We start from the raw sequence: 16,506 nt of genomic DNA on the forward strand, positions 1-16,506 counted from the left end.
AGAGCTACTCTTCAAGCTCGTATCGCGCTGGGCCACGCGATGATTTGCCCTGACATCACAAGGCGGTTGCGCCCGCTCTCCTTGGCGGCGTAGAGCGCCTTATCCGCGGCCGCTATCAACGACGTGAAATCAGCATTATCGCCGAACGACATATGTGTGGCGCCACCAATACTGAGGGTGACCTGCTTGGATGGCGGGTTGAGCGCGTGCAGGATGCCGAGGTCTTGAATCGCTTGCCGGATTCGCTCGCCGACCTGCTCGCACCCTCCTGTGTCCGTATTTGGTAGCAGCAAGGCGAATTCCTCACCACCATACCGAGCGGCCAAGTCTGCTGGCCGCCGGGCCTGTTCTGCCAGGACCCCGGCGACCGAGCGGAGACATGCATCGCCCGCCTGATGCCCGTACTGATCATTGAAACTCTTGAAATGATCGACATCCATCAGCAACAGTGACAGAGGCCTTCCTTCGCGCCTGGCTCGGTCCCATTCCGCCTCTAGCCGCTCGTCGAAGTGTCTGCGGTTTGCCAAGTCCGTCAGGCCATCCGAACTGGCGAGAGCCGCCAGCTTATCCTCCAGGTCCTTTCGTTCGGTCATGTCGCGCGAGATCGCCACCACGCCGTTGATGTCTCCACTCTGCGCACTCCTGGCGACGCGCAGTGCGGTTTCGATCCAGACCTCGCCTTTCTCGCGATGCCGAGTGCGATAAGTGATTCTCGCCTCCTCGGCTTCGCCGTTCATCAACGCGGAGATCGTCTCCTCAACCCGCGCCAGATCCGCCGGATTTATGCCGGCGAGGGCCGACGTATCCACCAATTCGTTCGGAGCCCAGCCGAGGACTCGCGCGCTGGACGGCGACGTATAGAGAATCCGTCCATCGACCGCTATACGCATGACCATGTCTCCCGACTGCTCCGCGAGGAGACGAAAATCCGCCTCCTTGGCGATCAGAGCAGCGGCCATCTTCTGCCGCATGTGCAACTGGCGCACCAGCCAAACCCCCGCAACAGCGAGCCCTCCTATCAGTCCCAGCACCGCAGCCACGCGCGTCAGCGCCGCTTTGCGCCAGGGGGCCAAGACGTCGTCTTCCGATTCCGTCGCAACCACGACAACAGGGTAGCGACTGCTGAGTTGATAAAAGCTCAGACGCCGAACGCCGTCGAGAGGCGACGTGAAGTAGTAGACGTCCGCACTTGGCCGCTCGCGGAAATTCCTAAAAAGCGGTGCATTCGACAGATCGCGACCCGTATATCCGTTGTCCGGGCTACGCGCGAGGACAACGCCCTTCGCGGTCGCCAGTGCAATTGAGCCGTTCTGCCCAACGTCGAATCCGCGATAGAATTGCAAAAAATAGTCGACATCGATCGTGGTAAGAGCCACTCCGGCAAAACTGCCGTCAGGATGATCGAAGCGCCTTGACGCTGTGATGATCCATTGCCCCCCCGATCTGCTCCTCACTGGACCCCCAATGAAGGTTCCTCGCTCAGCCACGGCGCGATGATGCTGGAAATACTCGCGGTCGCTGTTGTTGAGGCCGGCGAAATCCACGGGCTCGCTGGTTGCGAGCCAGCGGCCGGTCTCGTCATAGACGAACACAGCTCGAATCCGGTTCGCGGCTTTGCGCCGGGAGAGAAAGGTCTGAATCTTTGCGATCGCCGCCGGGCTGGTCCCCTCGAGTTCGAGTTGGCCGACCAACACATTGAGAACGGTGTCCGCGAGTTCGAACGTATCGTCCGCGTGTTGCGTCACCGACCGGGCCAGATTGGCCACGTCTGTTTCGGAGCCCTTCAGCAGCGTCTGTCGCTGGGACCACTCCCGCCAGCCGCTGAGCGCGACAATCGCCAAGCAAGCGACCGCCACGAATGCGGAGGCCCAGAGCGTCAGACGCCCCTTCCGAAGATCGCTGCGGTGATCGATCAAGAGATGCTCCCTGCACCCTCAACCCCGTAAACGCCTTGGGCCAAAGGATGGTTGCTCGTTCCGCTTGTGATTTTATGGGAGAACACCGGAAGGAGATTGACGGCATCGATGAGCGGCTTGACCGTCGATCGATAGCGCATGGACTGGTCCGGCGAGAAGGACAACACAGCAATCAACTCGGCGCGACGGCTTCGATTACTGTCCGGCCACTCGGCCAAAGCCAGGTTCAGTAAAACTCGTCGGATGCAGGCTTCGAGCTCCGGCAAGAAGTGCAAAATCGTCTGTCCGCGGTTGAGGCCGAATGACCATGCTCTCTGCCGGCAGACGCTCGGTCGGCGAGACCGACGCGGGCTTCGCGCCGCCTGCAACAATGTGGGGCAACGGTGCGGCCATCAACCAGATGTTCTTAAGCATCGCCCTATTCACCGAGCACGCGACGACACCTTTCCGCTTCAGACGGGCGACGGTAAAGAGCTTGCGGATCAGCAGGTCTCGTTCAAGCGACTGCGGCAATTTGAACTGCACCCCGATGAGCCGGCCCCTTTGTTGCGCAATCACCGCATCGACCCATCCGACCTGCATGATGTGCACGCGCAGCGGTTCTCCGGCGCGAGGACAGTCAATACCGGAGCCAAGCAGAACGCCGGCGCCAGAGAGGGAGATGTTGCTCACGCGTCCAGAAAGCTGCTCGCCGGTCGCGGTCTGGATCAAGATAGTTTCGTCCATGTCGAAACGCTCCTCGGTACGTCCCATCCGCGCCTGCAGCGAGGTCATACAGACGAAGAAAAGCACGACGATGTTCACGACCGACCAGAAGGCGACCATCGGTAGAGCCGCCGGATGATCGATGATGCGCCATTCCGGGATCGTGTTCATAACCACACCGACAACCGTCAACGCCATCAAGACCGCCGACGGCCAGAATATCTCCGCAGCGTAACTTGCGCGCCGCGCGGCAGCGCCCTTCGGCGTCACCCTGAACGCATGTCCCGCCGGCTTGACGAGAGTCCCCAGCACCGTCGGCAATATCTTGAAGCTCTGGATCGTCGCCGACACCTGAGCGGCGAGCGGAAAATGCACGTGCGGCGCGAACCAGGAGATGCCGCCGTTGAGCGCCAGGATCGCGGGGAACAAGTAGTAGAACACCGATTCGGGGGTGACATCGACGACAGGCGCCAAGCCGGTCCACATGAACACGATCGGAACCACCACGACCATGAGCGCCCGCAAGCCCAATGAGAGCCAATGCGTCGGAAAGAAGAGGAGCCGATGCATCAAGCCCAGTCCGGGGCCGAGCGGACCGGCGGCGAGGTACAGCGTCTGAATCGCGCCACGCGCCCAGCGTTGCCGCTGCACGAAAAAGGCATCAAGGCTTTCCGGCGCCAGTCCAATCGCCAGCGGTTCGCAGAGATAGCGGGTGACGTATCCCTTGCGCAGCAGGACGAGCGTCAGCAGGATGTCTTCCGTAATGGACTGGGTCGGCAAGGCATCGCCTACCGCGCGGAGTGCTGCGCGACGCGTGACGGAGTTGGAACCACAACAAAAGGCACCATCCCAGCCGTCGCGCGCGGGCATGATGGAATCGAAGAAGAACCGTTGCTCGTCCGGCAGTCCCCTGTGCAGGCCGAGATTCGCCTGCATCGGGTCCTCATTGTAGAAGGCGTGCGGGATCTGAACGATTCCGACCTTTGGATCAGCGAAGAAGCCCATCGTGCGCATCAGGAAATTGCGCTGCGGCACGAAATCCGCATCAAAGATCGCGAAGAACTCGCCGCTCGTCTTGGTCAGGGCATGATTGATATTGCCGGCCTTGGCATTCAAATTGTCGGCGCGCGTGAGATAGCCGGCGCCCTTTTGCGTGCAGAGTGCCCTGAGCCAAGGCCTGCGACCATCATCCAAGACCCACACCTGGACGTTCGGATAGTCCAGGCACAGCGCGCCGGTGATCGTCTTTTCCAGCACCTCGAATGGCTCGTCGTAGGTCGGAATAAAGACGTCGACCGAGGGCAGCTCATCATCCGGCAGGCTGCGAAGCCGACGCTCGTGCTGATCTGCTTCGCTTCGGCGATCGGTCCTGCGAAGGAACGTCAGATAGAGAATGAACTGATCTGTGAAAGTCAGAAGCTCGACGAACAGACAGAACCAGATCCAGCCGACCTGATACCAGGTCCCGCTTGCCGGCAGCACGGTGGTGAAGATACGCCATTCGAGATAGCGGGCCACCACAAGCCAAACCACGGCAAAGACCGCGAGACGCGCCCAAGTGCGCGCGACCGGGAAGGTCGGCGCCAACAGATACATCGCAGCAAAGATGCTCAGCATCGGCGCGAACAGCTGAGAGAGAGAGAGAGTCATGGCCTGCATGGAACCTCTCGCTCACAGGGGCGATTGGTCGAGTTCCAGGCGAGCGGTCAGCCATTTCAACTTCGAGCCGACCAATCGTAGCAGGCCGTCGGCTCTGCGCTCGAAGCGCACCTCAGCCAAGCGTCCGATATCGCAGGAGCCGTTGCGGTCGGCCGACGTCTCATTCGGCGGAAGCGATATCTCAATGGTAATGTTGCCCGGATCAGGCCGCGGCACCCGAGCCGCAAGCAGCCGATCATCGCCGTACGCGGCCGATCCGCGGACCTGCCGGATCTGGCCGCTCTTCCATTCGCGACTCCCAATCAGACGGACGGTAGCCGCATCTCCGGCCTTGATCTTCTCGAAATCGCGCTCGGGTAGTTCAACAACAATAAACCGGCGTTCGCAATCTGCGAAATCGAAGACCGACTGCCCTTCCGTGACCATCGAGCCCGGGCTGGCAGCGACCGACCAGACCACATGGGCTGCGGGCAAGGACAGATCGTAGTGATCGAGACGATCAAGTCGAGTGCGTTCCTCTGCGATTTCCGCGGCCAGCTGCGCGGCACGTGAGCTGTTCTGCAACAGGTCTGTCTCGAGCTCCTGGCGGCGGAGGACAAGCCGCTCGCGCTGCTGCTGAGAATAGGGCACGTCGTTGGCATCGCCACGAAGATAAATGCCCTTGTCAGCCGCCCCCAGTTCCGTCTTGAGGCGCTGCAGGCGCTCATCGGCCATCTGGCACCGCGTTGCGGTTGCCTCCTGCGACGCCTGGGCCTCACCGGAGCGGATCTGCGAACTGATGCCGAGCTTCACGAGCCTCTCCATCCGGCCCGCGACATCGTTCCGCTGCCGCGCCTCAGCAAGACAGCCACTTTTTTCAGCTTCCGTTTCGGCTATCTCGTGGCTCAGGCGCGCTACCATCCCCGAACGATAGTTCTCGCTTCGCTCGCGGAGCTTGCGATCGAGCTCGGCGATTTCCTCGAGTTGCCGACGTGCGAGCTCGGCGCGTTTGGTGGACATGGCCAGCTGCTGATCAAGATCCATGAGGTGCCGGCGATCCGGCGAACGCGCCTCGACCAGCGGCACAATCCGGGTGTGCTCGAAATATTCACCCTTGCGTGGAAGATCTGACGAGAGCTGACCCGCTATCGGCGCAGTCACCCGCATGAGCTCGGCATTGACATAGGCGGAGGGGGCGATTCGGTAGGTCACATACGGCAACAGGGCCCATCCGCTGAGAGCGATGATCCCGAGTGCCAGGGAACGCCGAGCGATCCGGCTGCGAATGAAACGTTCGACATGCAAGCGAACCACGACTGGATCTCCAAATGGGCTTTGGTCGCTCCGCCTGCCCCCTGCGAAGGCAAGCCAATCGCCGCATGGCCCCGGCGTTGGCATGAAGCCTGCGCCTTGAGGCAATGAGCAATCCGACAATGCCGCTTGCCGAAAATCAGGATTCGCCGCCGCAGCAGACTCCTCCTCGCAACCACGAGAAGCATATCTAGCTTTCACCACAGCAGGTTAAGACGTGTCAAAACCGGAGAACTACTGCTCCGGAATCGAGAACAAGATGCCGACCTATTCTGGCTTGAAATCGGCGGCGCTTGTACTGATCGAATGGCGGCGCGGCTAACGCCCATTCCTAAGCAGCTCTTTCGCTTCCGCGAATTCGGGAAGACCATGCTCCGCCTCGAATTCAGCGAGTACGGGCGCGAGCACTTCGGATGCCGCATCCGCACGGCCATTTGTCTTGTACAGGCGTGCAAGTTCAAGAGCGCTGCGCAGCTCGAAAGTCTTGGTCTGCTGATGTCGTGCGATGTCCAGCGCTCGCTTGAGGGCATCTTCGGCACTGGATTCGTCCGAAGGGTCATGGCGCGATGAGAGTTTACCGCGGACACGATGCAGCTCGGCATCAAGCCAATGCTGCCCGGATTGTCCCGTCCCGGCGATCAATTCGTCCAGGATTTCCAGCCCGGTCTCGACTTCGCCTACATCTGCAATCGCCAGGGAGACATGCATCCCCCAGAACGGCTCGCAGAGGTAGCAATCGTTCTCGTGCAGGAAGGTCCAGCCGTGACGCATGTCCGCCAGTCCGGTCATTCGGTCGCCTGCACGCCACTTGGCGAGGCCGTTCAGGTAGGTGCCGGCGGCCACGTACAGCGGCATCGTGTGGTCGCGCGCGAGACCGAGCGCCAGGATCGTCTCTGTCTGCTGCAACATGCCCCCGCATACTCCGTCGAACACCGCGCGATGAACCAGCGCATTGGCCTGGGACAGCGCCCGTTTTTCTCCCGGAGTACCCACCGCTTCCGCGGCGAGCTTGCGCGCACGAGCGATGTCGCCGAGCGGCCAGAGCACCAAAGCGAGAAATCGCATGATCACGAACGGGAGATCCAGCGCCGAAGCCCTGAAGGTCGCGGGATCCGGTTCGGCCCGATAGATCGCCAGCGCCCGCTCAAGATGCGTACGCGCGTTCAAATACTCGCCGGCGAACCAGCAGGTCACGCCCCCAGTCCAATGGGCCACGACGGCGGCCACCGGCGAGTCCGGCCGTCGCTCAGCGGTGCTCCTGATGGCATCCGCCAGCTCCCGCATTGGAGCAAGTTCGCCATGGGTCAGGCAGGCATTGAAGAGGCCGGAATGGACCGGCGCAAGTTCAACGGGATCATCGATACCGGCTGCGAATTGTCGCGCGCGCGTCCATGCGGCGACCGTTTCCGGAGCGCTGTGGCCGAGGCTGCCCCGCAAGGCACGGCCATATGCGATTTGAAGATGCAGCCTGCTCATCATCCGGTGGGGCTCGCCAGGCAATTGATCGGCGATCGCGATGGCCTTGCCGAGATGCGCGATCGCCTCGGAATAGGCCGAGCGTTTCAACGCCTGCTGGCCCGCCTTGCGCCACCATTCGAGGGCGATCTCGCTCAGCCCCGCCTCGGTGAAGTGGTGCGCGAGAACTTCCGGCTCGGTCTCGGCGACGATTGGAAACTCCTCGCGCAGGACATCACCAATCCGCGTGTGAAGCACCTGCCGTTTGCTCTTGAGCAGGCTCTCGTAGGCCGCTTCTTGAACAAGGGCATGCTTGAAACTGTAATTTGCTTCGGGCGGTGTCCCACGACGCAGCAGCAGTTCGGCCTCTTCAAGTTGTCCCAGCGCCGCGCCCAGCGTCAGATCGTCGCGTCCCGCCACGGTTTTCAGCAGCGCGTACGAGAAGTCGCGGCCAATGGCGGCTCCTATCTGGGCCACCTCCTTGACCGGAGCGAGCCGATCAAGCCGCGCCATCAGCGAATCCTGCAGCGTCGCGGGGATAGCAAGCGGTGGCAGCGGATTATTCAGGCGGTAGCGCCCGGCATCCTCAACGAGCAGCCCGGACTCTAGCACCATCTTGGTCAATTCCTCGACGAATAGCGGAATGCCATCGGTCTTGTCGATGATCTGCTCCATCATCTCGCGTGGCAGCGGGCGACCGACGACAATCTGCTCGACGAGCGCGCGCGTGTCCTGCCGATCGAGCCGGTCGAGCCGCAACAGACTGACGTTGGCAAGGCCGGACCAGGAGGGCTCGAACTCCGGCCGGGACGTCAAGAGCACAACTATCGGCAGTCCCCTGATCCGATCGACCGCGAGATCGAACAGTTCAAGTGTCGTGGCGTCGGCCCAATGCATATCCTCGCAGATGATCAGCAGCGGCTGGCCTCGCGCCAGTCCCTCAAGCTGATCGAGAAGGGCGGCAAAAGTCTGCCGCCGCTGCTGCGCCGGGCTCAAGCCGAGGGGCGGGCAACGGTCGCCGGTGGGAATCGAAAGCAGAGCCGCAATGAGCGGTGTTGCCCGGGCGACCTGCTGGGTTCCTATTGCGAGCATTGCCTCGAGCTTGTCGAGTTTTTGATCCGCCGTGTCGTGCGAGCGAATTCCGGCGGCGCGCTCGAGCTGCGCGACGAAGGGATGAAGCGCACTATTGGTGTGGTAAGGCGAACACTGATATCGCACGCGACGGTGCGACCCCAACGAGGGGCTTTCTGACAGCGTTGCTACAATACGCGACTTGCCGATGCCCGCTTCGCCGGAAATCAATACGAACTGGCCCCGCCCCTGCCATGCCTCCCGCTGCCGCGAGAGGATGAACTCGATCTCGTTCTTGCGGCCGACAAAGCCGATCGAGCGCGCGGCACGGACTGCCTCGAAGCGACTCTCGGATGCGGTCGCTCCTTCCACCGCCCAGACTGCGATCGGGTCTGCTATTCCCTTGACCTCCCGGCGGCCGAGATTGCGCAGGGAGAAGAGATCGCCAAGCAGCCGGCGCGTCGATGAAGCAACGACGACGACCCCCGGCTCCGCCAGGCTCTGGAGCCGGGCGGCGAGGTTTGGTGTGTCGCCGATGGTTGCGTGCTCCTCCGACGCGTCTCCGCTGATGAGATCGCCGACCACCACAAGCCCGGTCGCAATTGCGATCCGCAGTTCAGCTGGTTCGTCAGTCCCTGTCTTGAGCTGGCGTATCGCGGAGATCATGTCGAGGCCGGCGCGCACCGCGCGCTCGGCATCATCTTCGTGGGCGCGCGGATAGCCGAAATAGACGAGTATTCCGTCGCCGACGAATCTGGCTATCCTGCCATCATAAGCAGCAACCACGCTCGCGCAGGCAGCGCGATAGGCCCGGATCACCTCCCACATATCCTCGGGATCCAGACGCGCCGAGAGCGCAGTCGAGCCGACCAGATCGCAAAACATGACCGTGAGGTGACGCCGCTCGGCGTCCTGAGGAGGAGCGGGAGATGCGATCAACGCGGCCGGATCGAGGTCAGCGATAGCACGCAGCATCTTGCGGCGATGGCCGAGCAGGACTCCGAGCTTATCGAAGTCCTCGTCCATCAGTTCGGGAAGGACGCCTATGTCGATCCCATTTTGGGCAAAGCGCTCCGCGTATTGCGCAAGCCCCAGCTTCTCGAGCCACTCCGCAATCTGCATTGGCTCCACCGATCGTGCGGTTGGCGGTTAGCAGAAATTTTGGACCACGGCGCGCGGGGACAATATACCAACACCACCATGATGGCACGTCTTGTTTGTCGCGCGATAACCTGGGTTTCTCAATGCCGATATCGCTTTCAAGCGGTGACGTTGCTCGATGCGAACGGCTTTGCTACCAAACATCGTTGGCACGCAGCATTGGACGGCAGAGGTTGCGAGGAGTCGTCACGCTCGTTTCGAACCGGAACCGAACCAACACTGCGGCTTAGTGCCGAGCGGATGTTTTCCGCGACCGGAGCTCCTTCATTGCTCGCTGACAGGCGCTTCGTAGTTGCGAGCCATCGTGCCCGCCGCAACCTGAAGCGAAGAACCGACCACCCAGCAGCCCGCAACAAAGCCGATCAGGCCGTTCGGCAGATTTTGATCAAGGACAAGGATGCTGACGGACAGAGTTGCGGCGATTGCCGCGCCGAACGTTCCGGCCGCACTCATGATCTCGACCGGCTCGGAACCGTTCCATTCCTCCGAGATGTTCGATGTCGACCTCGGTGCGACATTGCCGGACAGATCAATTCCCACGTAATAGCCAAGAGCTCCGTAGGCCATCGTTATTAGGACGATCCAGCCGCTTTCAAACAGACCGGCTTTCTGACGTAACAGGGTTGCTCCAACATAGAGGCCGCCAGAGGCCCCGACGGAGGCCAGCCCGATTCTTTCAAGAAGATGGGCCGATTTGATCAGACTGGAACGGGCGATCCGAAGATTGCCGACGCGCCTTGTTGCAGAAAAGGCGCTGAAAATTGCGCTGCTTATCTTCATAGGAGCTCCTTCTGAGTAAGTAGCAGCCTACCGGCCGACCCCGAACAGAAGCTGCGTGAGTTGCGCGATGCCCTTTCATTCCAATTTCTGAAGAATCTTTGCTGAGTGATGGGACTGGCTTTGCTCGTGACCGAGACGGAACCAATCCAAAGCTGCGAGCATGTGGCTGCGCAGGCATTGCATCTCACCCGTGTTTCAAATGATCCGGGTGCGGCAATTTTCGTTGCGAGAGTGGTAATTCAGAAAGAAAGCGAGCGCGTATGAAGCGGTTCACACACGGTCCTCCCTGTCGCTCTATTCGGTCACAATTTCCGAAGGACGCATCTCATTTCGCGATAACGGACGGCGAACATGCTGGATCTGCAACGCGCGGTTGGTCAGCACGCTGCCCGCGTCTGGCCGAAATCAAAGATACGCGCTTGGTTTCGTGAAGCTCGCAGCCTCAGCCCGACCACTCCTCGCCCCAGACCTGCACGACGTGGCCGGGCGACACTTCGCGATAGTGCCGCACCGGCGGCTGGTAGTCCGGCGCGCGGACCGGGCTTCTGATCTCGTCGTTGGAGGCTTGGCGCCGCGTGCCGCGGCGCGACGGGTCGGGCACCGGCACGGCGGCCATCAGCTTCTTTGTGTAGGGGTGCTGGGGATTGCCGAACACGGATGCGCGCGGGCCGATCTCGACGATCTCGCCGAGATACATCACGGCAACGCGGTGGCTCATGCGCTCGACCACGGCGATGTCGTGGGAAATGAAGAGATAGGCGAGGCCCATGCTGGCCTGGAGGTCGAGCATCAGGTTGACGACCTGCGCCTTCACCGAGACATCGAGCGCGGAGACCGCCTCATCCGCGACGATCAGCTTCGGCCCGAGCGCGAGCGCGCGGGCGATGCAGATGCGCTGGCGCTGGCCGCCGGAGAATTCGTGCGGGAAGCGCGCCGCCATGTCGGCGGAAAGCCCAACACGGACGAGCAGGTCGGCGACCTTGTCGCGCGCCTGCGACGCCGTCGCGAGCCCGTTGGCAAGCAAGGGCGCAGCGATCGCCGTTCCCACCGACATGCGCGGATTGAGGCTCGCGAACGGATCCTGAAACACGATCTGCATGTGCTTGCGGACATCGCGTAAAGCCCGGCCGTTCATGGCCAGCACATCCTGGCCGTCGATCAGGACGGTGCCGCTGTCCGGCTGCGTCAGCTTCAGGATGGAGCGTCCGGTGGTCGACTTGCCGCAGCCGGATTCGCCGACCAGCGCCAATGTCTCGCCGGCGCGCAAGGTGAAGGAGACGTTCTCGACCGCATGGACGCGGCCCGAGACCTTGCCGAACAGGCCCGAGCGGATCGGAAAGCGCGTCGTGAGGTTTGAGACTTCCAGCAGAGGCCGCTCGGCGGGCGAGACCGTATCGGGCGTCTCGGCCGGCTCGTCCGACGTGCCCGTCACCTTGTCGACGATCGGAAACCGCATCGGCCGCATCCGCCCGTCCATCGAGCCGAGCCGCGGCACGGCCGCGAGCAGCGCGCGCGTATAGGGATGCGCGGGCGCGGCAAAAATGCGCGCGGTGGCGTCGGTCTCCACCGCCTGCCCGCCGTACATCACCACGGTACGGTCCGCGATCTCGGCAACCACGCCCATGTCGTGGGTGATGAAGAGGATCGACATCCCCTCCTCCTGCTGCAGCTCCTTCAAGAGCTCGAGGATCTGAGCCTGGATGGTGACGTCGAGCGCGGTGGTCGGCTCGTCCGCAATCAGAAGCTTCGGCTTGCAGGCCAGCGCCATCGCGATCATCACGCGCTGGCGCATGCCGCCGGAGAAGCGGTGCGGATGCTCGTGGAAGCGCGATGAAGCCGCAGGGATACGGACGCGATCGAGCAGACGAATGGTCTCCGCCTCCGCCGCCGCGCGCGACAGGCCGCGATGCTGGATCAGCGCCTCCGCGATCTGGAAGCCGACGGTGAGCACCGGATTGAGGCTCGTCATCGGCTCCTGGAAGATCATGGCGACGTCATTGCCGCGGATATCCTTCATATCAGCCTCGGGCAGCGCGAGCAGGTCGCGCCCCGCCAGCATGACCCGGCCCTCGACCCGGCCGATCTCCTTCGGAATGAGCCGCATGATCGACAGCGCGGTCACGCTCTTGCCCGAACCGGACTCGCCGACGATCGCGACGGTTTCGCGGGCTGCGATGTCGAACGAGACATTGCGAACGACGGGAATCCATTGCCGCTCGAGCATGAAGGAGGTGGTGAGGCCGGAGACCGAGAGCACAGAGGACTGTGCTTCGGCAACGGCCTGATCAGATTTTCTTCTGTCGATGCTCATGCGATTGCCCTAATAGCCCCGCCTGCGATCGACCAGCCCCGGCAGCTCCTCGCCGCGACGATGCCGCGCGATGACGTCGAGCACGAAATCGACCGCCGTATCGGGCGTGGTCATGCTGGCATTGTGCGGCGTCAGCAGGATGCGGGGATGGCTCCAGAACGGGTGGCCCGCAGGCAGCGGCTCGGGATCGGTGACATCGAGCACCGCACCTGATAGCGCGCCGCTGTCGAGGGCTGCGAGGAGATCGGCCTCGACGAGATGCGGGCCGCGCCCGACATTGACGAGCCCTGCCCCGCGCGGCAGGCGCGCGAACAGCTCGGCATCGAGAATGCCGCGCGTCTGATCCGTCAGCGGCAGCAGGCAGACGAGAATGTCGGCCTGCGCCAGAAATTCTGGCAAGGCATCGGCCCCCGCATAGCAGGTGACGCCTTCGATCTCGCGCGGCGAGCGATTCCACCCAAGAAGCGGAAAGCCGAACGTCTTGAGCCGTTCCAGCACGGCCTGGCCGAGCTGGCCGAGCCCCACCACGCCGACGCGCCGGCGCCTGGCCGGGGTGATCCGGATCTCGCGCCAGACCTGCTGCCTCTGCTGGCTGATGAAATCGAGGAGATCGCGATGCAGGGCAAGCACGGCCATGGTGACGTATTCGACCATGGTCTCGGCAATGCCGGGCTCCAGCATGCGGACCAGCGGGATGTGCGCTGGGACTTTCGTGGTGTCGAACTGATCGACACCCGCGCCCACCGAGAAGACCAGCTCGAGATTGGGAAAGGTCGTCGCGATGTCATCCGGCGGCACCCAGGCCACGAGATAGCGCACCGCGGCCGGATCGCCGATGTCGGGCCAGAGCCGGAACGGCACATCAGGCGCGCGCTCCGCGAAGAAGCGCGCCCACTCGGCGCCGCGCACCATATTGGCCTTGTAGAGAACCGTCATGCCGGCCTCAGAACGGGCTGACCGGCGCGAGACGACGGCCGTCGATCATGCGCTTGTGGCTGTAAGCGGCGGGATCGACAAGCGGCGTCGCGCCCGTCACGAGGTCGGCCGCAAGCTTGCCAGCGGCGGGACCGATGCCGAAACCGTGGCCCGAGAAGCCGGTCGCGAGGTAGAATCCCGGCAGCGCATCGACCGGTGAGATCACCGGAATCGTATCGGGCGTGCAGTCGATGGTGCCGCCCCAGGCTTCGGCGATCTCGATGGTCTTCAATTCCGGATTCGACTTGATCAGCGCCGCCAGCGCCGCATTGACCAGCGACATGTCGGGCGCGGGATCGCGCACGCGCTCGGCCTCGAACGGCGATGGCTTGTCGAAACTCCAGCTGGTGCCGCGCATGAGCTGATCGAAGAACGACTTGCCGAACGAAAGCTTCAATCCGTTCTTGCGATGTTGATAGGTCGGCCAGAACGAGCGCGCGTAACGGAACAGGTCCGGCGACAGCTCGACCGTGCCGCGGTTGCGCAGCGCCAGCGTGAAGCCGCCGTCGAGGCGGCGGCGGATGCAGTAGAAATCGGTGCCGAGCGCGCCGGAGGTGATCTCCGGTCCCGGCGTGGTCCGGCACGCGGTGGCGTTGACGAGTCCGATCGGCAGCTCGATGCCGTGGCGGCGGCAGAACAGCGACGACCACGCGCCGCCCGCGAGCAGCACGGATTGCGTGCGGATGGTGCCCTTCTCGGTGACGACGGCGCTGACGCGCCCGCCAGTCGTCTCCAGCCCGCGCGCGGCGCAGCCCTGGTGGATGGTGACGCCGTGCTTGCGTGCGGCGGCGGCGAGCGCAGGGACGGCCATCGACGGCTCGGCGCGGCCATCGCTCGGCGTGTGCAGGCCGCCGACCCATGTGTCGGCGTTGCCGGGCATGCGCTCGGCGACCTCGGCCGGCGTCAGCACGGTGGAGTGAACCTGCATCTCGCGCGCGACCGCGGCCCAGCGCTCCCAGCTGGCGAGTTCGTCCTTGCTCTTGGTCAGGAACAACACCCCGGTTCGCCGGAAGCCGGCATCGACGCCGGCATCGTTCTGCATGTCCTCCCACAGAAGCAGCGCCTCGCGCGCGAGCGGGATCTCCTCGCGTGCGCGGCCTTGCTGGCGGCACCAGCCCCAATTGCGGCTCGACTGCTCGCCGCCGACATGGCCCTTCTCGACCAGCGCGACGGAGTGCCCCTTCTTCGCCAGATGATAGGCGGCCGAGACGCCGATGACGCCGCCGCCGATGACGACGACATCTACCTGCGCCGGCAGGCGTTCGTCGCTGTTGATGCGGTTGAGCGGCGGGGACATGGGGCACTCCTGGAGTTCAGTTCGAGCTCTTGCGCGTCAGAGGTCTTGCGCGTCACTGGATGTTCATTCGCGGATCGAGCGCATCGCGCAGGCCGTCACCGAGAAAGTTGAAGCTGGTCACCGCGAGCGTGATGGCGACGCCCGGCGCGATCGCGAGCCAGGGCGCGCTGGTGAGATAGATCTGCGCATTGTTGAGCATGTTGCCCCAGCTCGCCGCCGGCGGCTGGATGCCGTAGCCGAGATAGCTGACATAGGATTCGAGCAGGATCGCCTTGGCGACGTTGAGCGTCGCGGCAACGACGATCGGCGCGATCGCGTTGGGCACGAGTTCGCGGAACATGATGCGCAGGTTCGAGGAGCCGAACGCGAGCGCGGCCACCGCGAATTCCCGCTCGCGCAACGAGCGCACCTGGGCTTCGACGACGCGCGCGACCGCCATCCAGGCCGTGGCGGCGATCAATATGGTGGTGGTGACGAGACCGGGCTCGGTCAGCGCTGCGAGGGCCAGCAGCAGGAAGATGGTCGGAAAGCACAGCACGGCGTCGACCAGCCGCATCAACACCGCGCCGACCGCGCCGCCATAGAACCCGGCAAAGGCGCCGACGACAATGCCGACCGCCATCGCGATCACCATCGCGACGATGCCGATCGAGAGCGAGACCCGCCCGCCCATCATCAACCGTGCCAGCACGTCGCGGCCGAGCTCGTCGGTGCCGAGGATATGCGCGCCGGAGAGCGGCGGCGCGAACCGCTTCATGATGTCGATGTAGGTGTCGTCGAACGGCAGCAGGTAGGGGCCGAACGCCGAACCGAGCACGAGCACGAGGATGATCAATGCGCCCGCGAGCGCCAGCCGATGCCGGCGGAAGCGCCGCCACGCGGCCTGGCCGGGCGCGAGCTGAACGGTGGAGAGGGCTGCGGTTGCCATCGGTTAGCCCACCCGGATGCGCGGATCGACGACGGCATAGAGGATGTCCGCCAGCAGTGAGCCGATCAGCACCATCGTCGCCGAGAACATCAGGATGCCCATCACCACGGGATAGTCGCGGTAACCGATCGAATCCAGGAACAGGCGGCCCATGCCCGGCCAGGTGAACACGGTCTCTGCCACCAGCGCGCCACCGAGCAGCGTCGGAAACTGCAGGCCCGCGACCGTGATCATCGGCAGCAGCGCGTTGCGCAGCGCGTGCACCGTGAGGATGCGCCATTCCGGCATGCCCTTGGCGCGCGCGGTGCGGATGTAGTCCTGGTTGATGACCTCGAGCATCGAGGAGCGCATGAAACGGCCCCACATCGCGGTCTCGACCAGCGCCAGCACCATGGCCGGCGCGATCAGATGATGCAGCAGGTCGAGGAAGGAGCCGTCGCCAATCGTGTGCCGGTTGCCCGCCGGCAGCCAGCCGAGCTTGACCGAGAAGACGTAGATGGTGACGAGGCCGAACCAGAAGGTCGGGATCGACAGCGCGATCATGGCGCCGACGGTGGCGAGCGTATCGAACAACGAATAGCGGCGCAGCGCGCCAAGGATGCCGATCCAGCAGCCGAGCAGCACCGCGATGATAGTCGCCGTCGCCATCAGCTCCAGCGTGGCGCCGAGATGCGAGGAGATCACCGACAGCACCGCCTCGCCGTCGCGATAGGACTTGCCCCAATCACCCCGCACCATGCGGCCGAACCAGTCGAGATATTGGATCGGCAGCGGCCGATCGAGGCCGAGCTGCCGTGTGACGCGGTCGAGATCCTCCTGAGTCATCTGCCCGGAGACGGCGAACTGCGAGAGCGGGCCGCCGGGCGCCAGATGCAGGATGGCGAAGCCGATTCCCGAGACGATCACCAGCAGCATGATCGCCTGCGCCAGGCGATTGACGACGTAGCGGGCCATCTCA

General features: G+C 63.5%; 10 protein-coding genes. All 10 read right to left on the minus strand.

Features of this window, described 5'->3' with window-relative positions:
• Positions 1 to 11 precede the first annotated feature (11 nt).
• Positions 12 to 1,916 (minus strand): diguanylate cyclase, encoded by a 1,905-nt coding sequence (locus I6F17_RS02660; protein ID WP_225124021.1) that lies wholly within the window; start codon positions 1,914 to 1,916, stop codon positions 12 to 14.
• 195 nt (positions 1,917 to 2,111) lie between these two features.
• Positions 2,112 to 4,280 (minus strand): glycosyltransferase, encoded by a 2,169-nt coding sequence (locus I6F17_RS02665; protein WP_225124020.1) that lies wholly within the window; start codon positions 4,278 to 4,280, stop codon positions 2,112 to 2,114.
• 12 nt (positions 4,281 to 4,292) lie between these two features.
• Positions 4,293 to 5,573, minus strand: coding sequence for an HlyD family secretion protein (locus I6F17_RS02670; RefSeq protein ID WP_225124019.1), 1,281 nt, complete (start codon positions 5,571 to 5,573; stop codon positions 4,293 to 4,295).
• A 315-nt stretch (positions 5,574 to 5,888) separates the two neighbouring features.
• Positions 5,889 to 9,218, minus strand: coding sequence for an adenylate/guanylate cyclase domain-containing protein (locus I6F17_RS02675; protein ID WP_225124018.1), 3,330 nt, complete (start codon positions 9,216 to 9,218; stop codon positions 5,889 to 5,891).
• Positions 9,219 to 9,521: 303 nt separating this feature from the next.
• Positions 9,522 to 10,037 carry a hypothetical protein gene (locus I6F17_RS02680; protein ID WP_036042162.1) on the minus strand — a complete coding sequence of 172 codons (516 nt, stop codon included), beginning with the start codon at positions 10,035 to 10,037 and terminating at the stop codon, positions 9,522 to 9,524.
• A gap of 442 nt (positions 10,038 to 10,479) precedes the next feature.
• Entirely contained in the window at positions 10,480 to 12,348 is a 1,869-nt protein-coding gene (locus tag I6F17_RS02685) for an ABC transporter ATP-binding protein (RefSeq protein ID WP_225124017.1), read from the minus strand.
• Positions 12,349 to 12,357: 9 nt separating this feature from the next.
• Positions 12,358 to 13,284 carry a glyoxylate/hydroxypyruvate reductase A gene (locus I6F17_RS02690; protein WP_225124016.1) on the minus strand — a complete coding sequence of 309 codons (927 nt, stop codon included), beginning with the start codon at positions 13,282 to 13,284 and terminating at the stop codon, positions 12,358 to 12,360.
• A 7-nt stretch (positions 13,285 to 13,291) separates the two neighbouring features.
• The gene (locus tag I6F17_RS02695; protein WP_225124015.1) at positions 13,292 to 14,620 is read right to left on the minus strand and encodes an FAD-binding oxidoreductase; all 1,329 of its coding nucleotides are present in this window, start codon (positions 14,618 to 14,620) and stop codon (positions 13,292 to 13,294) included.
• A 52-nt stretch (positions 14,621 to 14,672) separates the two neighbouring features.
• Positions 14,673 to 15,548, minus strand: coding sequence for an ABC transporter permease (locus I6F17_RS02700; protein ID WP_225124014.1), 876 nt, complete (start codon positions 15,546 to 15,548; stop codon positions 14,673 to 14,675).
• 3 nt (positions 15,549 to 15,551) lie between these two features.
• Positions 15,552 to 16,502 (minus strand): ABC transporter permease, encoded by a 951-nt coding sequence (locus I6F17_RS02705; protein WP_225124013.1) that lies wholly within the window; start codon positions 16,500 to 16,502, stop codon positions 15,552 to 15,554.
• Positions 16,503 to 16,506: the final 4 nt, after the last annotated feature.

It is taken from the genome of Bradyrhizobium sp. NBAIM18, from assembly GCF_020193825.1.
Lineage (GTDB): Bacteria > Pseudomonadota > Alphaproteobacteria > Rhizobiales > Xanthobacteraceae > Bradyrhizobium > Bradyrhizobium yuanmingense.